The following is an 18,812-nucleotide window of genomic DNA, read 5'->3' as shown; positions in this document are numbered from 1 at the left end:
CCCGGCGGCGTCGCGGGTGTCGGTGGGGCCGGTTATGGTCCCCGCACACTGCGGGCGATCAAGGAGACGGTGTGCGCAGATTCGAGTTCGTGGGCGGCGGTTCGGCCAAGTTCTGGGAGGTCGGGCAGAGCGACGCGACGGTGACGGTCCGCTATGGATCGATCGGCGCGCAGGGCCGTACGCAGGTCAAGGAACTGGGTGCGCCGGCCGAGGCCGCCGCGCACGCCGACCGGCTGATCGCGGAGAAACTGCGCAAGGGGTACGCCGAGACGACCGCCGCGCCCTCCGCCGGGCACACCGGAACGCCCGCCGTCGAGCCGGCTGCGCCGAGCCGCGACCCGGAAACGGCCGGTGCCGATCCGGCCGCCGCCGGTTCGGCCGGTAGCGTCCCGGCCGGGGCGCCGTCGGCCACATCGCAAGCCGGCGAGCTGCCGGACGAGGACGCGTTCGAGGTTCCGGCCGCCTGGCGGCGGATGCTGGTCCCGCGCTGGGGCGGCACACCCGGCCCGGGCCTGCCGAGCGCCGCGAAGGGCCGCGCCGCCGGCCGCAAGGTGCTGGACTCGGTGGCCGCACCGGTCGCCGCCACCGCACGGGCCACCGACGATCCGGAGCTGGGCCCGGCGCTGCGCGGCTACCTCGGCGGCCAGCCCGGTCCGCTGGGCGGGGCCGCGCTGGTGGCGGCAGTGGCCGTGGCGCTCGGCTATCACGCGCGCGACCAGCAGGGGGTGGCCCTCGCCGACCTGTTGGCCGCCGATCTCGGCCCGGCCGGCGCGGCGGTCGCCGCGACCGAGCAGATCACCGTGGCGGCCACCGGGTCGGCGTCTCCGCTTTCGCTGGGCCGCGCCGAGGTGAACAAGGCGCACAACTACGGCCACTGGCGCCTGCGCCAGGGGGTGCTACGCCGGGTCCGCGCGCATCTCGCCGCCGCTGGCGACGACGACTACGCCGCGGCCCGCGCCGCGCTGGTCCCGTACCGGTCCGGGCCGCCGGCGGCGCGGGCGGTCACCTCGTTCCTGCTGCCGACCGAGCGGGAGTGGGTGGCCCAGGACGTCGCCGACGTGGCGCGCGAGGGGGGTCCGCTGCTCGCGGAACTGCTGCTCGGCGCAGTCGACGACGTGGACGCGATCCACACCCTCGCCGGGCACCTGCAGGTCTACCGGCTGATGTACGACCAGGCGCCGATCGTCACCGCCACCGCGGCGGTCGGGCCGCCGATCGCGCCGGTGCTGGCCGGGTGGTTCGACGACGAACACGTCGGCGCGGACGCGCGGCAGCGGCTGGTGTCGCTGCTGGCCGCCCTGCCCGGTGACGAGCCGATGGCGGCGCTGCTCGACCGGCTGGACCGTAAGTACGTCCCGCCCGCCATGACGGAGATGCTGCGCCGCTTCCCGGTGCGCGGCGTGCGCCTGGTGTCCGCGGCCGCCGAGGGGCGCAGCCCGGCCGCGCGGGAGGCCGCCACCCTGTTGCGCGCGCACGTGCTGGCCAACCCGGCCGCCGTCGAGGCGGCGCTGCCGATGCTTGATCCGGCGCGGCGGGAACGGGTCGAGCGGATCCGCGACGACGCGTCCGCGCTGCCGGTCGCCGCGCCGGACCGGCTGCCGCCGGTGCTGGTGACGCCGCCCTGGACGGTCCGGCGCCCACGAGCCGACCCGCCTGTGGTGGGCGGGCTGAACCGGCCCACCGGGTCCGCGACGGCCTGGCTGCCGGGGGAGCGGGAGCGGTGGGCCGCGATCGTGCCCGGCTGGTCCGGCTGGTGGCGGGGCGACGACCTGAGCGTGTTGGCCGCCGAGGTCGCCGCCGGGCGGGCCGGATCGTACGAGGCGATCCACTTCTTCGTCCGGGCCACCGAGGAGCTGGCCCGGCCGCTGCTGCCGTCCTGGCGACCCGACGAGTCCTGGGGAGCCGACGAGTGGATGTCCCGCCTCGCCGGCCGGTACGAGCTGGACGCGCTGCCCACCGCGCTGCACCTGGCCCGCACCGCGCCGAAGAGCGTCGGCGAGGTGCTGCTGCCGTACGCCGACGGTGAGGTCGCCGACCTGATGGCCGACTGGCTCGACCGGCTCAAGACGGGCCGCCCGGTCGCCCGCGCCTGGCTGCGGCGGCACCCGGAGTACGCCGTGCGGGCGCTGCTGCCGGCGGCCCTGGGCGCGCCCGGCCCGCGCCGCCGGGCCGCCGAGCGGGCGCTGCGCCTGGTCGCCGCGGAGCACCGTGGTGTGCTCCTCGGTGTGGCCCGGGAGCACGGCGAGGAGGCGCTCGCCGCCGCCACGGCGATGCTCGACGCGGACCCGCTGGCCCAGCTCCCGGCTCGGATGCCGAGCCTGCCGGCGTGGCTGGACCCGGCGGTGCTGCCGCAGGTGCTGCTGCGGGACCGCTCCGCCGCGCTGCCCGCCGACGCGGTCCGTCACCTCTGCACGATGCTCGCCATCTCCCCGCCCGGCGAGCCGTACCCGGGGGTGGAGGTCGTCCGCGCGGCGTGCGACACAGACTCCCTGGCGGAGTTCGCCTGGGCGCTGTTCGAGAGCTGGCAGAGCGCCGGCGCGCCCTCGAAGGACGGCTGGGCGTTCACCGCGCTGGGGCTGCTCGGCGACGACTCGACCGCGCGGCGGCTCGCGCCGCTGGTGCGGGCCTGGCCGGGCGAGAGCCAGCACACCCGGGCGGTGACCGGCCTGGAGGTGCTGGCGCAGATCGGCACCGACGTGGCGCTGATGCACCTCTACGGCATCTCGCAGAAGGTGAAGTTCCGGGGCCTGCGGGAGCAGGCGGCGCGCAAGGTGACCGAGGTCGCCGACGGACTGGGGCTCACGCCCGAGCAGCTCGGCGACCGCCTGGTGCCCGACCTCGGGCTGGACGCCGACGGCAGCCTCGTCCTCGACTACGGGCCGCGCCGGTTCACAGTCGGCTTCGACGAGCAGCTCAAGCCGTACGTGGTGGACGGCTCCGGCGCCCGCCGCAAGGACCTGCCCAAGCCCGGCGCCCGGGACGACGCCACGGCGGCGCCAGCCGCGCACAAGCGCTTCGCCGGCCTGAAGAAGGACGTGCGCACGCTCGCCGCCGACCAGATCCGCCGCTTCGAGGCGGCCATGGTGACCGGGCGGCGCTGGCCGGCCGCCGACTTCCGCCGCTACTTCCTGTCCCACCCGTTGCTCTGGCATGTCGTCCGCCGGCTGGTCTGGGCCACTGTGGACGACGCCGGTCAGGTGGTCACCGCGTTCCGGGTCGCCGAGGACCGCACGCTCGCCGACGTCGACGACGAGACGTACACGCTGCCGGACGACGCCACTGTGACCATCGCGCACCCGCTGAGCCTCGGCGCGGCGGTGCCGGCCTGGGCGGAGGTGTTCGCCGACTACGAGATCCTCCAGCCGTTCCCGCAGCTCGGCCGCGAGGTGTACCGGCTGGACGCGGCCGAGCGCGCGGAGACGCTGCTGCGGCGGCACGCGGGTGTCACGGTCCCGGCCGGGCGGCTGCTCAGCCTGGAACGGCGGGGCTGGCGGCGCGGCATGCCGCAGGACGCCGGCATCCAGAGCTGGCTGGAGCGCGAGGCTCCCGGCGGCCGGGCCGTGGTGATCGACCTCGACCCCGGCATCGCGGTCGGGGTGGTGGACATGTTCCCGGACCAGAAGATCGAGGCGATCTGGGTGAACGACGTGCCGCGCGGCGACTGGTTCCAGCGCGGCGGCAAGGTCCGCCTCGGCGACCTCGACGACGTCACCCTCTCCGAGGTGCTGCGCGACCTGGCGGAGGTGACCCGGTGACCGCGCTCGATCCGGCCGCCGAGCGGGCCCAGCGTCCCCCGGCCGAGGTGCGGTACGCCGACGAGCTGGCCGCGCTGGCCGCGAACGACGGCGACCCGCGCCCGCCGGGCTGGCGGCTGAGCCTGCGCGCCGCCCGCCGGTTCATCCTCGGCGACCCGGCCGCCGGGGTCCGGCGCAAGTTCGTCGGCGACCCGTCGCTCATCGACCGGGCGCTTGTGGCGCTGGCGACCAGCCGCGGCCTGATGCTCGTCGGCGAGCCCGGCACCGCCAAGTCGCTGCTGTCGGAGCTGCTCGCCGCCGCTGTCAGCGGCGACTCCACGCTGACCATCCAGGGCGGCGCGGCCACCACCGAGGACCAGATTCGCTACTCGTGGAACTACGCGCTGCTGGTCGCCGACGGCCCGTCGCCGCGCGCGCTGGTGCCGGCGCCGCTGCTGCGCGGCATGGCCGAGGGGCGGGTGGTCCGCTTCGAGGAGATCACCCGCTGCCCGCTGGAGGTGCAGGACTGTCTGCTCTCCCCGCTGTCGGACCGCGTGCTCGCCGTTCCGGAGCTGCCGGGCGCCGACGCCATGGTGTTCGCCCGCGAGGGCTTCAACGTGATCGCCACCGCGAACACCCGGGACCGGGGCGTCAACGAGATGAGCGCCGCCCTGAAGCGGCGGTTCAACTTCGAGACCGTCTTCCCGATCCCCGACCTCGGCACCGAGCTGGAACTGGTCGAGGCCGAGGCGGGCGAGTTGCTGCGCCGCTCCGGCGTGACCGCGCCGCCCCGGCGGGACCTGCTGGAGGTGCTGGTCACCACGTTCCGGGAGCTGCGGACCGGCATCACCGAACGCGGCGACGCGATGGAGCGGCTGTCGGCGGTGATGAGCACCGCGGAGGCGGTGTCGGTGGCGCACGCGGTCGGGCTGCGCGGCTGGTTCCTGCGCGGCGAGTCCGGCGACGCCGCCGACCTGGTCGCCTGCCTGGCCGGCACCGCCGCGAAGGACGACGCGGAGGACCTGGCCCGGCTGCGGCGCTACCTGGAGCAGCAGGTGTCCCGCCGCTCCGGCGCGCAGTGGCGGGCGGTGCACGACGCCCGGCACCTGCTGCCCGGGTGAGCGCCACCGAGGCGCCCGGCGGCGTCACGTTCCTCGGCGTCCGGCACCACAGTCCGGCCTGCGCCCGGCTGGTCGCGGCCACGGTGGCGCGGCTGCGCCCGGCGTACGTGCTGGTGGAGGGGCCGGCTGACCTGAACGGGCGGATGGACGAGCTGCTGGGAGACCACGAGCTGCCGATCGCCGTGTTCACCGCGCACCGCGACGGCACCCGGCGGCACGCCTCCTGGAGCCCGTTCTGCGCGTACTCGCCGGAGTGGGTGGCGCTGACCGCCGGGCGGGAGGTGGGCGCGCAGCTGCGGTTCATCGACCTGCCCGCGTGGCATCCCGCGCTGTCCGACCGCGCCAACCGGTACGCCGACGCCGACCAGCGGTACGCCGAGGCGGTGCGCCGGCTGTGCGCCACGCTCGCCGTGGACAACGTGGACGCGCTCTGGGACCACCTGTTCGAGATCGGCCCGGACGACGGGCTGGCCGAGCGCCTGGACACGTACTTCGACGTGCTGCGGGGCGAGTCGGCCGCCGGGGCTGACGACACCGCCCGGGAGGCGTACATGGCCCGCTGGGTACGCGCCGCCCGCCGCCGGGCCGCCGGCCGCCCGGTGCTGGTGGTGACCGGCGGCTTCCACCGTCCCGCCCTGGTCCGGCTGACCGTCGGCCCGGACAGCGCCGATCGGCACGGCACCGGCCCTTACGGCACGGGCCCGGACGGCACCGGACCGGAGGAGGACGACTGGCCGGAGGTGCCCGCCCCGGCTCCGGACGCGGTGGCGGGCAGCTACCTCGTGCCGTACTCGTTCCGGCGCCTGGACGCGTTCGTCGGCTACCAGTCCGGGATGCCGTCACCGGCGTACTACCAGCGGGTCTGGGAGGACGGCCCGCGCCGGGCCGCGGAGGCGCTCACCGAGGCGGTGGCGGCCCGGCTGCGTGCCCGGCGGCAGCCCGTCTCCACCGCCGACCTGATCGCCGCCCGGAGCATGGCCGGCGGCCTGGCCCGGCTGCGCGGCCACGCCCACCCGGGCCGGGTCGACGTGCTCGACGGGCTGGTGTCCGCACTGGTCACCGACGCGCTCGACCAGCCGCTGCCGTGGGCGACCCGGGGCACGCTGGCACCAGGTGCCCACCCGGTGGTGGTGGAGATGGTGGCCGCGCTCAGCGGCGACCGGGTGGGCCGCCTGCACCCGGACACGCCGCTGCCGCCGCTCGTGCACGACGTCGACGCCGAGCTGGAACGCCACCGGATCGATCCGCACGAGGCGGCCGAGCTGGACCTGACAGTCGCCGGCGACCTGGCCCGCAGCCGCCTGCTGCACCGGCTGCGGCTGCTCGACGTACCCGGTCACGTCCGCGAACGCGGCCCCCGGGTGGGCGCGGACGCGCTGCTCACCGAACGCTGGTCGCCCGCGCCGTCGGCGGACCGGCTCGCCCGGGTGATCGAGGCGGGCGGGTACGGGCCGACCGTGCTGGACGCCGTCACCGCCCGGATCGAGGAGCGGGTGACGCTGCTCGGCGCGGACGTCGACGCGCTCGCCACGACGCTGTTCGACACCGCGCTGGCCGGGCTGCCCGAGCACTCCACCCGGACGCTCACCGCGATCGCCCGTGCCACCGGCGCGGTCACCGACCTGCGGGCGCTGGGCCGGGCGCTCGCAGTGGCACTGGCGCTGTGGCGGCACGACGGGCTGCTCGGCAGCGCCGGAACCGCCCCGCTGGGCGCGTTGATCACCGCCGCCGTACGCCGGGCGCTCTGGCTCGTCGAGGGCGTGCGCGCCACGGCCGCGCCGGCCGACCCGGGCCGGCTCACCGCGCTCGTCGCGGTCCGGGACGCGGTTCGCCACGCCGGCCCGGCGCTGGGGCTCGACCGGGACGGCGCGCTGGCAGTGGCCGGGCGGGTGGCGGCCGACCCGGCGGCCCCGCCGGACCTGCGCGGCGCGGCGCTGGGTCTGGCCTGGTCGCTGGGGGACGTGCCGGACGCGGCCCGCGCGGTCCGGGCCGTGGCCGCACCGGACACGCTCGGTGACTGGCTGTCCGGGCTGTTCGCGCTGGCCCGGGAGGAGGTGGTCAGCGGCGACGCGGCGCTGCTCACAGTGGTGGACGAACTGCTCGCCGCGATGGGCGCGCACGACTTCCTGGTGGCGCTGCCCGCGCTGAGGCAGGCGTTCGGCTGGTTCCCGCCCCGCGAGCGGGCGGAGGTGGCCCGGCACGTGCAGGCGCTGCACGGCGGCGACGCGCCGCCCGGTGACCTGCTGCGGCTGGACGCCGACCCGCTGCTGGTGGCCGCCGCCCGCGCGGTGGAGGAGCGGGTCGACGCGGTGCTGACCCGGGAAGGGCTGTGGGAGGGGGACCGGACGTGACCGACCCGATGCGGGAACGCTGGCGGTTGGTACTCGGCGACGCCGCGCAGGACAGCCTGGGCGGCCTGTCTGCCGAGGCCGCCGGCCGGGACGCCGCGCTGGACTGGCTCTACGGCAGGGACGCGGAACTCGGCCGCCGCGACGTGCGGCGCGGCGGATCCGGTCCCTCCGCGCCGACCACAGTGGACTGGCTGGACGGGATCACCCGGCTGTTCCCGAAGGAGACGGTGCAGCGGCTGGAACGCGACGCGGTCGAGCGGTACGGCATCCACGAGGTCGTCACCGACCCGGCGGTGCTGGCCCGGGTCGAGCCGAACCCGGCGCTGCTGCGCGCGGTGCTGCGCACCAAGCACCTGATGGACCCGGAGGTGCTGCGGCTGGCCCGCAAGCTGGTCGAGGCGGTGGTGCGGCAACTGGTCGAGCGGCTGGCAGGGGAGGTGCGGCAGTCGTTCTCCGGGCCCCGGGCGCGCCGCCCCAGCCGGTTCCGGCAGGCCCGCAACTTCGACGTACGCCGCACCATCCGGGCGAACCTGGCGCACTGGCGGCCGGACGAGCGCCGGCTGCACGTCCGGCAGCCGCACTTCTTCTCCCGTACCCGCCGCCACCTGGACCGCTGGCAGGTGATCCTGCTGGTGGACCAGTCCGGCTCGATGCTCGGCTCGGTGATCCATGCCGCGGTGACCGCCGCCTGCCTGTGGGGGCTGCCCGGCGTACGGACCCACCTGGTCGCGTTCGACACCGACGTGGTCGACCTGACCTCCGACGTGGACGACCCGGTGGAGCTGCTGATGAAGGTGCAACTCGGCGGCGGCACCGACATCGCCCGCGCGGTCGCGTACGGCGCGCAGCTCGTGGAGAACCCGCGCCGGTCGATCGTCGCGCTGGTGTCCGACTTCTACGAGGGCGGCGACGCCGGACGTCTGGTCCGGTCGGTGAAGCAACTCGTGGAGCAGGGCACGCACGTGCTCGCGCTCGCCGCGCTGGACGAGGAGGCCGACCCGGCGTACGACCGGGCCACCGCCCAGCGGCTGGCCGACGTGGGCGCGGCGGTCGGCGCGATGACGCCGGGCGAGCTGGCCGCGTTCGTGGCCGAGCACGTGGGCCGGTAGGGGGACCGGATGATCCGTGACGACCTGATCGCGCTCACCCCGGACGTGCTGGCCGCGCTGAGCAACAGGGGCCTGGTGAAGCGCGCCACGAAGGAGGTCGACGCCGGTGAGCGGCCCGCGCTCACCGAGGACGCCGACGGCGCGGTGCGTGCCGCGTACCCGGACGGGGTGACCGTGACGCTGCCCGTGGGCGGCGGCCTCGCGGCCGGGATCTGCTCCTGCCCGGCGCCCGGCGTGTGCCGGCACCTGCTCGCCGTCGTGCTGACCTACCAGCGCACGCACGCCGACGCCCCGGACGGGGGGGCCGCACCGGACACGGATGCCGCGCCGGGCCGGCACGCCGATCCAGGCGGGCAGGCTCCGGGCCCCGGCGCGTCGCGGGACCAGGAGGCTGCGCCGGGCAATGCGGCCGGGCCGGGCCGGGTCGCGGCGCCGGGCCGGGAGGGCGCCGCAGCCGGGAGCGAGCCGTGGCGGTGGTCGCCGGGCGACGTCACCGACGAGGAACTGGCCGCCGCGATCGGCGCCCCGGCGCTCACCGCCGCGCGACGGCGGTTGCGGCGCGGCTACGCCGCTGTGGTCCACCGGCCGGACACCGCCGACCCGGTCCCGCGCGTGGAGCTGCCCACCGGCACGGTCCGATTCCTGGTGCCCCGCCAGATCGGGTACGCGCGCGGCGACGCGGCCGACGACGGCGGTGAGGCGGTCGCGCTCGCCGTGTGGGCGTGCCGGGCGGCCGACCGGGAACACCCGGACCGTCCGGAGGCGCAGGTACGCGTCGGCGGAACCGCCACCGTCACGGAGCATCCGACGCTGGACGCGGCGGTCGCGCTGGCCGGCGACGTGCTGCTGACCGGGGCCGCGCACCTGGGCTCCGGCGTGGACGCCCGGCTGGCGGCGACCCGGCGTGACCTCGACGCGGCCGGTCTGCGCTGGCCGCTGCTCGCCGTCGAGGACCTGGCCGGGCAACTGGAGGCGTACGCGGCGCGCGGCGCCCGGTACCGGCCGGAGACGTTCGCCGACCTGCTCGCCGAGTTGCCCGCGCGGCGGCGCGCGGTGGTGAACGCGGGCGCCACCCCGGTGGAGCGTGTGCTGGGCACCCACGAGCCGGCGGAGACGCCGCTGCGGCGGGTACGGCTGACCGGCCTCGGTGCCCGGGTCCGGTGCAGTGGAGGCGAGGTGGGCGTGGACGTGGTGCTTGCCCACCCGGCGGCCGTCTCGGTGCTGGTGCTGCGCCGCGCCTACCCGGTCACCGAGGACGGCCCGCCCACCGGGCACGAGCTGGCCGGGCGGCGCGTCACCGGCGCCACGCTCGGCGCGCTCGCCACCGGCAACGTGGTCTCCGAGTCGGCGGTGCGCAGCGCCGCGCACCGGCTCCGGATCGCCGCCGGTCGGCTGGCCCGCACCACGGTCACGCCCGGCGCGGGGGAGTGGTCCGGCCTGCCGCCCGGCCTGCTCGCCCGCGACCCGGACGCGCTCGCCGCCGAGCTGGCCGGGCGGCCACCCCGGCTGCTGCGTCCCCGCACCGCCGCCGAGTCGGTGCGGGTGCTCGCGCTCGGCGAGGTGCGCGCCATCGGGTACGCGGCCGGCGAGCAGCGCCTGCACGCCACGGTGACCGGGGTCGACGGCGGCACGGCGACCGTCACCGCGACCCACCACGCCGCCGCCCCTGGTGCACTCGACGCGCTCGCGGCGGCGCTGGACGGCACACACGGGCCGCCGCGCTACATCAGCGGGACGGTCCGCCGGGGCGCCGACGGGCTCGTCGTCGAGCCGCTGGCGGTGGTCGCCGACGCGGTGGTCGTACCCGATCTGGCACCTGGGGTGGGCGACGGCCGGCTGACCGGCGCGGTCGACGCCCGGCCCGACCCGGTCGCCGCGGCGCTCGGTACGGCGTCGGCGCTGCTCGCGCAGGCCGCGCACACCGGCCTGCGGCACCTGCCGGCCGGGTTCCCGGAGCGACTGCGCGCGACGGCCGCCGCGCTCGGCGGAGTCGGCCTGGACCGCTGCGGCGCGGCCCTGTCCGGCCTGGCCGGGACGCTCGGCGCCGACCCCGGCGAACCGGCGGTACGGGCCTGGGTGGACGCCTGGATCCGGCTGTCGGTGACGGCGGAGTCCCGGTGAGCCGGTCCCCACGGCCGGGCCGGATCGCTACGGTGTGACGGTGGCGACCACGGCGGCGCAGGAGATCCAGGTGGGGGAGCGGCTGGTCCGCGTCTCCAGCCCCGACAAGCCCTACTTCCCGGAGCGCGGGCTGACCAAGCTGGACGTGGTCAGCTACTTCCTGTCCGTCGGCGACGGCATCCTGCGCGCGCTGCGGGACCGGCCGACCATGCTGGAACGCTGGCCGCGCGGCGTGTTCGAGGGCGCGAAGGTCGCCACCCGGCAGACCAACAAGGGCGACGCGTTCTACCAGAAGCGGCTCCCGGCCGGTGCGCCCGACTGGGTCCGCACCGCGCACATCACGTTCCCCAGTGGCCGTACCGCCGACGAGGTCGCCCCGAGCGAGCTGGCGGTGGTGATCTGGGCGGCCAACCTGGGCACGCTGCGGTTCCACCCGTGGCCGGTGTCGAAGGACGACGTGGAACACCCCGACCAGCTGCGCATCGACCTCGACCCGATGCCGGGCGTGGACTTCGCGCAGGTGGTGCCGGTGGCGCACGAGGTGCGCGCGTACCTCACCGAGCTGGGCCTGGAGGGCTTCCCGAAGACCACCGGCGGGCGCGGCATCCACGTCTACGTCTCGATCGAGCCGCGCTGGAGCTTCGGCGAGTGCCGGCGAGCGGTCCTGGCGCTGGGCCGGGAGATGCAGCGCCGCCTGCCCGACCTGGTCACCACCACCTGGTGGCGCGACCAGCGGGACCGGCCGGTCTTCGTCGACTACAACCAGATGGCCCGTGACCACACCATGACGTCGGCGTACTCGATCCGGCCGACGCCCGCGGCGCTGGTCTCGGCACCGCTGGAGTGGTCCGAGCTGGACGACGCCCGCCCGGAGGACTTCGACGTGCTCAGCATGCCCGAGCGGTTCGCCGAGCTTGGCGACCCGCACGCCGGGCTGGACGGGCGGCGGTACTCGCTGGAAGCGCTGTTGGAGCGGGCCGACGCGGAAGGGCTGGAGTCGCCGCCGGAACGCTGAGGCGGTCAGTCCCAGGGGCTCTGCGTGCCGTCGAACTCCTCGAACACCAGCCAGGTACGCGTGGACAGCACCCCGGCGATGCTCTGCACCCGGTCCAGCACCACGTCCCGCAACGTCGCGTTGTCCGGCGCCCGGACCAGCGCGAGGACGTCGTGCTCGCCGCTGAGCAACGCCGCGTGCTCGATGTAGCGCACCCGGGCCAGCTCGGCGGAGACCTCCCGCCAGGTGTTCTGCTCGATGGTGAGCGCGATGTACGCCGACGTGCCCAGCCCGGCCGGCTCCGGCGCGACCCGCGCCGTGAACCCGGTCAGCACCCCGTCGCGCAGCAGCCGCTCCACCCGGGCGTACGCGTTGGTGCGGGAGACGTGCACCCGTTCGGCGAGCGTACGGATGGACGTCCGGGCGTCGCGGACCAGCTCGCGCAGGATCCGCCGGTCGACCTCGTCGAGCGGCCCGGCCGAACGTCCCGTTCCGCCCGCCGCGCCCGGTGTGGCGCCGGTCTCCTGGCTCACCTCAGCCGCCCTCCTGTGCCATTCGTCCCGCGTTCATCCCGGATGTTGAGTCAATCATCCACGACCGGGAGCATAGGGCCACCACACGTCCAGGAGGTCCCCGCCGTGACGACCACACCCCAGGCGGTCCGCAGGGCATCCCCGCGCACCCGCCGGAAGCCCACCCCGGCCGCACCCGACCCGTCGGCCGGCTTCATGCCGCAGCGGGAACCGGTCCGGCTGCTCGAACCCGACGGGACTCCGCTGCCGGCCCGCGACGACTACCCGGAGCCGCCGGTCGAGACGCTGCGCGAGATGTACCGGCGGATGGTCGTCGGCCGCCGCTTCGACGTGCAGGCCACCGCGCTCACCAAGCAGGGCCGCCTCGCCGTCTACCCGTCCGCCCGCGGCCAGGAGGCGTGCCAGATCGGCGGCGTCCTCGCGCTGCGCGACACCGACTGGGTGTTCCCCACCTACCGCGAGTCGATGGCACTGACCGCGCGCGGCCTCGACCCGGTCGAGGTGCTCACGCTGCTGCGCGGCGACTGGCACTGCGGGTACGACCCCGCCGCCACCCACACCGCGCCGCAGTGCACCCCGCTCGCCACCCAGTGCGTGCACGCCGCCGGGCTGGCCTACGGCGAGTCGTACCAGGGGCGTGACACAGTGGCGCTGGCATTCATCGGCGACGGCGCCACCAGCGAGGGCGACTTCCACGAGGGCATCAACTTCGCCGCCGTGTTCAAGGCGCCCGTCGTCTACCTGGTGCAGAACAACAAGTACGCGATCAGCGTGCCGCTGTCCCGGCAGACCGCCGCGCCGAGCCTCGCCTACAAGGGCGTCGGCTACGGCGTACCCAGCGAGCAGGTCGACGGCAACGACCCGGTGGCCGTGCTGGCGGTGCTGGAGCGCGCCGTCGCGCACGCCCGCGCCGGCAAGGGCCCCTACCTGGTCGAGGCCCACACGTACCGGATGGAACCGCACACCAACGCCGACGACCAGACCCGCTACCGCGACGCCGACGAGGTCGAGGCGTGGCGCGACCGCGACCCGATCGCCCGGCTCGAGGCGTACCTGCGGTCCAAGGGCGCCCTCGACGACGCCGCCGTCGCGGCCATCGCGGCGGAGGCCGAGGAGTACGCCGCGGCGCTGCGCCGCCGGATGGACGCCCAGCCGACGGTGGACCCGCTGAGCCTGTTCGACCACGTGTACGCCGAGCCGACGCCGCAACTCGTCGAGCAACGCGAGATGGTCCGGGCCGAGCTGGCCGCCGACGCGGAGGGGGACGCCTGATGGCCACCATGACCATGGCGAAGGCGCTCAACGCGGCGCTCGCCGACGCGATGCTCGACGACGACCGGGTGCTCGTCTTCGGTGAGGACGTCGGCCAGCTCGGCGGCGTCTTCCGGATCACCGACGGGCTTCAGGCCCGGTTCGGCGACAAGCGCTGCTTCGACACCCCGCTCGCCGAGGCCGGCATCGTCGGGTTCGCCGTCGGCCTGGCCATGTCCGGGCTGCGGCCGGTGGTCGAGATGCAGTTCGACGCGTTCGCGTACCCGGCGTTCGAGCAGATCGCCTCGCACGTGGCGAAGCTGCGCAACCGCACCCGCGGCGCGCTGAGCGTGCCGATCGTCATCCGGGTGCCGTACGCCGGTGGCATCGGCGGCGTGGAGCACCACTGCGACTCGTCCGAGGCGTACTACGCACACACCCCCGGCCTGAAGGTGGTCACGCCCGCGACGGTGGACGACGCGTACTCGCTGCTGCGCGCCGCCATCGACGACCCCGACCCGGTGGTGTTCCTGGAGCCAAAGAAGCTCTACTTCACCAGCGCAGAGGCGGATCTGCCGGCCCGTACCGCGCCGATCGGCACCGCCGTGGTGCGCCGCCCCGGCACCGATGCCACGCTGATCGCGTACGGCCCGGCCGTGCCTGTCGCGCTCGCCGCCGCCGAGGCCGCCCGCGAGGAGGGCTGGGACCTGGAGGTCGTCGACGTCCGCAGCATCGTGCCGTTCGACGACGCCACCGTCACCGCCTCGGTCCGCCGTACCGGCCGGTGCGTGGTGATCCAGGAGGCGCAGGGCTTCGCCGGTGTCGGCGCGGAGATCGCCGCGCGGGTGCAGGAGCGTTGCTTCCACGCCCTGCACGCCCCGGTGCTGCGTGTGTCCGGCCTGGACATCCCGTACCCGGCGCCGATGCTGGAGCACACCCACCTGCCCTCGGTCGACCGGGTGCTGGACACCGTGGCCCGGCTCCAGTGGGACGACCAGCCCGACACAAGGTGGGTGGCGGCATGACCGAACGCACCGAGCGGAGCGAGGGCCGTGAGGGCATGCCCGGCCGGTACAGCATGACCGAACGCACCGAGCGGAGCGAGGGCCGTGAGGGCATGCCCGGCCGGCACACCATGACCACGGCTGTGGGGAACCGGGACTTCCTTCTGCCGGACCTCGGGGAAGGGCTGAGCGAGGCGGAGATCGTCGAGTGGCGGGTCGCAGTCGGCGACGTGGTCACAGTGGACCAGACGGTGGTCGAGGTGGAGACCGCCAAGGCCGTGGTCGACGTGCCGTGCCCGTACGCCGGACGGGTCGTGGCCCTGCACGGCGCGGCCGGTGAGGTACGCCCGGTGGGCCAGCCGCTGATCACCATCGCCCCGCTCGACGACGCCCCCGATCCGCACGCTACCTACCGCGAGGAGGAGCGGGCCGGTTCCGGCAACGTCCTGATCGGCTACGGCACCGGCCACGGCGGCACGGGTCGGCGGCGGCGCCGTCCGCGGCTGGCGCTGGCCCCCGAGCCCGGTACGCCGGTCACGGCGGACCTGGCGTCCGGTCCGGCGGCCGGCTCTCCGGCTCCGGCGGGCTCACAGGCTCCAGCGGGCTCTCCGGTTCCGGCCGGCCCGGTTCTGGCCGGTTCATCGCGTCCGGCGGGCTCGGTTTCGGCTGGCTTGTCGGCTCCGAACGGCACGGCCGCCTCGGCGGACCGCACGGCTGAGCCGGAACCGACCGGCGTGCAATCGGCGCCGCTCGTCATCTCGCCGATCGTGCGGCGGCTGGCCAAGGAGCACGGCATCGACCTGGCGTCGCTGCGCGGAACCGGGCCGGGCGGCGTGATCCGCCGGGCCGACCTGGACGCCGCCGTGGCCGCGCCCGCTGCTCCGGCGGCCCGGCTGGCAGCGGTGCCGGACGCCCCGGCCGCGCACGTCGGGCTCGCCCCGGCCGGCGACGGCGACACTGTCATCCCGCTCACCGGCATCCGCAAGGTGATCGCCGACAAGCTCTCCCGCAGCCGGCGGGAGATCCCCGAGGTGACCATCTGGGTCGACGTGGACGCCACCGGCCTGCTGGAGACGCGCGCCGCGATCAACGCGGCCACCCCTGACACGCCGGTGAGCATCCTGGCGCTGCTGGCCCGGATCTGCCTCAGCGGCCTGCGGAAGTACCCGCAGCTCAACGCGCACGTCGACACCGAGGGCCAGCGGATCGTCCAGTCCGCGGGCGTACACCTGGGCATCGCCGCGCAGACCGACCGGGGCCTGGTCGTGCCGGTGCTGCGCGACGCGCAGCGGCTCACCACCCGGGAACTGGCCGCCGCACTCGCCGAGACCACTGCGGCGGCCCGGGCCGGCACGCTGCCGCCGGCGCGGCTGACCGGCGGGACGTTCACGCTCAACAACTACGGCGTGTTCGGCGTGGACGGCTCCACGCCGATCATCAACCACCCGGAGGCGGCGCTGCTCGGCGTCGGCCGGATCGTGGACAAGCCGTGGGTGGTGGACGGGCAGCTCGCCGTCCGCAAGGTGACCCAGATCAGCCTCACCTTCGACCACCGCGTCTGCGACGGTGGCGTGGCCGGCGGCTTCCTGCGCCACGTCGCCGACTGCGTCGAGCAGCCCGCCCTCTTGGTCGCCAACGTCTGACCCCGCCCTCCCGGCCCCGGCCCTCCCCACGGAGAGCCGGGGCCGCTTCCGTCCCCGCCGCCCGCCCGCTCGCGATCTTGCACTTGCGGCCCGCGGTGTGCCCGATTCGCACCCTTCTCCAGGGCCGAAACTGCAAGATCGCGCGGCAGTGGTGCGGGTGGCGCGGCGGCAGTGGTGCGGGCGGCGCGGCGGCGGTGCGGGTGGCGCGGACGAGAGCCGGGCTCGGCCGGCCTGCGGCGTCCAGCGCCGCCCTTGCGAGATCGTTGTTCCGACGGGTGGGACCGGTCGAGATCTTGGTACGAAAGTGCCCCTATGGGGGCCGTTTCGTACCAAGATCTCGCTCTGCGCCCGGCGGTGGGTGAGGGGGTGGGGAACCGGGCGGAGGGCGCGTGGGGCGCAACCGGGGACGGGAATTACCTGTCCGGCACAATTCGCGCAGCTGTTTCCGAGCAATTCCGCCGAAGGTGCCACGGCGCGATCCCAGGCCTACAGAATGTGGGCGAGAGGGTTCGGAAATGGGGGGCTAAATATGTTTGCGAGGCGCCGACTGACGCTTTTCGCGATGACCGTCGCAGCCGCGCCGCTGGCGGTCGGCGCGTGTACCGCCGGCCCGAAGTCGGTGACGAAGCGGGCCGAGGCCGCGCCGCCGTCGGTCGCCGTGACGCCGGCCGACCGCACCCGGGACGTGCCGATCAGCGCGGAGGTGGGGACGAAGGTCAGCAACGGCAAGGTGACAGCCGTCAAGCTGACCGACGACAAGGGCAACGCGGTGCCGGCCCAGCCGCGTGAGGACGGCTCCGGCTGGGTGCCGGACCGGCCGCTCGCCAATTCCCGGACGTACACCGCGGAGGTGACCGCGACCGGCGATTCGGGCAGGACCGCCACGCAGAAGACGACGTTCACGACAATGGCCAAATCCACCAAACCGGCAGTCACCAGCGAATTGTATTTCCGGCCGAATCAGACGTACGGGACGGCGATGCCGGTCGTGCTCGGATTCGACCCGCCGATTCCGAAGGAGGCGCGCGCGGACGTCCAGCGCCGGCTGTTCGTGAAGACCGACCCGCCGCAGCCGGGCACCTGGTCGTGGGTGGCCGACGGCAAGCAGGCCGAGTACCGGGCGCCGGACCGGTGGAAGCCGGGCACGAAGATCAGCGTGCGCAGCGCGTTGCAGGGTCTGCCCATCGGCAAGGAGGCGATCGGTGACTCCGACCGGGTCGCGAGCGCCAAGGTCGGCCGGCAGGTGACGCTCGACATCGACAACGAGGCCAAGCAGATGACCGTCTACCAGGACGGCAAGGTGGTCAAGAGGATCCCGGTCAGCCTCGGCAAGCCGAGCACGCCGACGTCGAGCGGCAACATGGTGATCATGGAGAAGCACGAGCACACCACGTTCGACACCCGCGGTGAGCCCAACGGTGGCTACGTGGTCGACGTGGACGACGCCCAGCGGCTGACCTGGGGCGGCGAGTTCATCCACTCGGCGCCGTGGTCGGAGGGCGACCAGGGCAGCACGAACGTCTCGCACGGCTGCACCAACGTCTCGGCCACCGCCGCGGACTGGCTGATGGGCTTCACGCAGGTCGGTGACCTGGTGACGGTCAAGGGCACCGAGGTGAAGCTCGACCAGGGCAACGGATTCACCGCCTGGAACGTCGGCTGGGACGAGTTCGCCAAGGGCAGCGCGCTGCCCGTACCGGCGGGGCTGAAGCCCACGCAGAGCGCCACGCCGCACCCGGGCGCGGTGGCTGGCGGGTCGTCACCGGCCCCGGCCCCCTCGCGGAGCAACAGCGGCGGCTGAACCTGGGGAGGAACGGCCACGGGGCCGGCCCGCGTCCGCGCGGGCCGGCCCCGTCGCGCTCAGTCCAGGCCGACGCGGGCCACCCCGGTGGCGGTCAGGCTGCCCAGCCAGAGGTGGCGGCCGTGCTGCCGCACACCGGTGACCATCGGGTACGCCCCGCTCGGGCCGTGCAGCGTGCGCAGCACCCGGCCGTCGCCGTCGACCAGCGCGACCAGCCCGTAGCGGCGCGGCTGCGGCTGCACCGCGCCGGGCAGCAGGGCCACGATCTGCCGGACCCGGGGATGCGGCAGCAGCCGTTCCATGGCCCGCAGCCGCGGGCTGGGCAACGCGACCCAGTAGGTGCCGTCGCCGACGCCGGAGATGTTGTCCGGGTACGCGGGCAGGTCGGTGAGCACCGTGGCCCGCCCGCTGGGCAGGTCGACCCGCAGCAGCCGGTGGGTGGCGGTCTCGGCGAGGATCAGCGCCGACTCGTCCGGGGTGAGCGCGAGCCCGTTGGGGAAGTAGAGCCCGTCCGCGACCACGTCGGTGCGCCCGGTGCGCCTGTCGTACGCGAGGACCCGCCCGGTGGGCCGATGCTCCAGCAGGTCGCGCTTCCAGTGCGAGAGCGGGAACCGGTCGGACGAGTCGGTGAAGTAGACGGTGCCGTCGCGCCCCACCGCCGCGTTGTCGGCCAGGTGCACCGGCGGCGCGGTCCCGGTCAGCTCGTGCACCCGGCCGGCCGGGTCGACCCGCAGCAGCCCTCGGTAGGCGTCGCAGACCAGCAGCCCGCCGTCGACCGGATCCCGCTCGATGCCCAGCGGCCGTCCGCCGGTCTCGGCCAGCAGCGTCGGCGGCGTGCCGGGCGGGGAGTCGGCCGGCCACCACCAGAGCCGGCCGTCCTCGTCGCCGCTGACCACCCGGCCGTCGCCGTCGACCACCACGTCCTCCGGGCCGTGGCCGCCGGCCGGCAGCGGCAGCAGGTCGGCCCGGTCGAGCCGGGTGTCAGCGGGCGACCAGGGGCCGGTGAGCGGCGGCGGCACCGTCGCCGGTTCGCGGACCGGCCGGATCAGCAGTGGCGCTCGCGGGCGGGGGACGACCATCGGCTCATTGTGGCCCGGCGGCGTCGCGCTGGGCAGCCCCCGACGGCGTTTCGCCGTTTCCCGCGCGACGT

At 75.5% G+C, this 18,812-nt stretch carries 12 protein-coding genes; 10 read left to right on the top strand and 2 right to left on the bottom strand.

Going from position 1 to position 18,812, the window contains the following annotated elements:
- Positions 1-71 precede the first annotated feature (71 nt).
- Genes IF06_RS0118920 through IF06_RS0118895 form a run of 6 tightly spaced genes read left to right on the top strand, consistent with a single transcriptional unit; the run spans position 72 to position 11,451 of the window.
- Positions 72-3,755: a DUF4132 domain-containing protein gene (locus IF06_RS0118920; protein ID WP_030272577.1), complete on the top strand. Its 3,684-nt coding sequence runs from the start codon at positions 72-74 to the stop codon at positions 3,753-3,755.
- Positions 3,752-4,855 carry an ATP-binding protein gene (locus IF06_RS0118915; protein WP_030272575.1) on the top strand — a complete coding sequence of 368 codons (1,104 nt, stop codon included), beginning with the start codon at positions 3,752-3,754 and terminating at the stop codon, positions 4,853-4,855. Before IF06_RS0118920 ends, IF06_RS0118915 begins: the two co-directional genes overlap by 4 nt.
- The gene (locus IF06_RS0118910) at positions 4,852-7,206 is read left to right on the top strand and encodes a DUF5682 family protein (protein WP_030272573.1); all 2,355 of its coding nucleotides are present in this window, start codon (positions 4,852-4,854) and stop codon (positions 7,204-7,206) included. Before IF06_RS0118915 ends, IF06_RS0118910 begins: the two co-directional genes overlap by 4 nt.
- Positions 7,203-8,315 carry a VWA domain-containing protein gene (locus IF06_RS0118905; protein ID WP_030272571.1) on the top strand — a complete coding sequence of 371 codons (1,113 nt, stop codon included), beginning with the start codon at positions 7,203-7,205 and terminating at the stop codon, positions 8,313-8,315. Before IF06_RS0118910 ends, IF06_RS0118905 begins: the two co-directional genes overlap by 4 nt.
- Positions 8,316-8,324: 9 nt before the next feature.
- Positions 8,325-10,436 carry a hypothetical protein gene (locus IF06_RS0118900; protein WP_030272569.1) on the top strand — a complete coding sequence of 704 codons (2,112 nt, stop codon included), beginning with the start codon at positions 8,325-8,327 and terminating at the stop codon, positions 10,434-10,436.
- Positions 10,437-10,470: 34 nt separating this feature from the next.
- Complete coding sequence (locus IF06_RS0118895; RefSeq protein ID WP_030272567.1) at positions 10,471-11,451, top strand: DNA polymerase domain-containing protein; 981 nt, start codon at positions 10,471-10,473, stop codon at positions 11,449-11,451.
- A gap of 5 nt (positions 11,452-11,456) precedes the next feature.
- Here IF06_RS0118895 and IF06_RS0118890 read toward each other — a convergent pair whose 3' ends face one another.
- A complete protein-coding gene (locus IF06_RS0118890; protein WP_013286599.1) occupies positions 11,457-11,963 on the bottom strand; it encodes an Lrp/AsnC family transcriptional regulator in 507 nt (168 codons plus the stop codon).
- Between the two features lie 72 nt (positions 11,964-12,035).
- On the opposite strand from IF06_RS0118890, the gene pdhA reads away from it, so the two are divergent.
- The 4 genes from pdhA (at position 12,036) to IF06_RS0118870 (ending at position 17,662) form a co-directional block, all read left to right on the top strand.
- Entirely contained in the window at positions 12,036-13,235 is a 1,200-nt protein-coding gene (gene pdhA / locus IF06_RS0118885) for a pyruvate dehydrogenase (acetyl-transferring) E1 component subunit alpha (RefSeq protein WP_030272565.1), read from the top strand.
- Positions 13,235-14,239, top strand: a complete 1,005-nt coding sequence (locus tag IF06_RS0118880; protein WP_013476595.1) for an alpha-ketoacid dehydrogenase subunit beta — start codon at positions 13,235-13,237, stop codon at positions 14,237-14,239. Before pdhA ends, IF06_RS0118880 begins: the two co-directional genes overlap by 1 nt.
- 110 nt (positions 14,240-14,349) lie before the next feature.
- Positions 14,350-15,861 carry a dihydrolipoamide acetyltransferase family protein gene (locus tag IF06_RS34770; protein WP_030272563.1) on the top strand — a complete coding sequence of 504 codons (1,512 nt, stop codon included), beginning with the start codon at positions 14,350-14,352 and terminating at the stop codon, positions 15,859-15,861.
- 529 nt (positions 15,862-16,390) lie between these two features.
- The gene (locus tag IF06_RS0118870; RefSeq protein WP_030272561.1) at positions 16,391-17,662 is read left to right on the top strand and encodes a L,D-transpeptidase; all 1,272 of its coding nucleotides are present in this window, start codon (positions 16,391-16,393) and stop codon (positions 17,660-17,662) included.
- A gap of 59 nt (positions 17,663-17,721) precedes the next feature.
- Here IF06_RS0118870 and IF06_RS0118865 read toward each other — a convergent pair whose 3' ends face one another.
- Positions 17,722-18,741, bottom strand: coding sequence for an SMP-30/gluconolactonase/LRE family protein (locus IF06_RS0118865; protein WP_030272553.1), 1,020 nt, complete (start codon positions 18,739-18,741; stop codon positions 17,722-17,724).
- Positions 18,742-18,812 lie beyond the last annotated feature (71 nt).

This window comes from Micromonospora globosa (genome assembly GCF_000717585.1).
Classification (GTDB): Bacteria; Actinomycetota; Actinomycetes; order Mycobacteriales; family Micromonosporaceae; genus Micromonospora; species Micromonospora aurantiaca.
The sequence above is the reverse complement of the archived record's forward strand: the minus strand, read 5'-3'. Positions and strand labels throughout refer to the sequence as shown.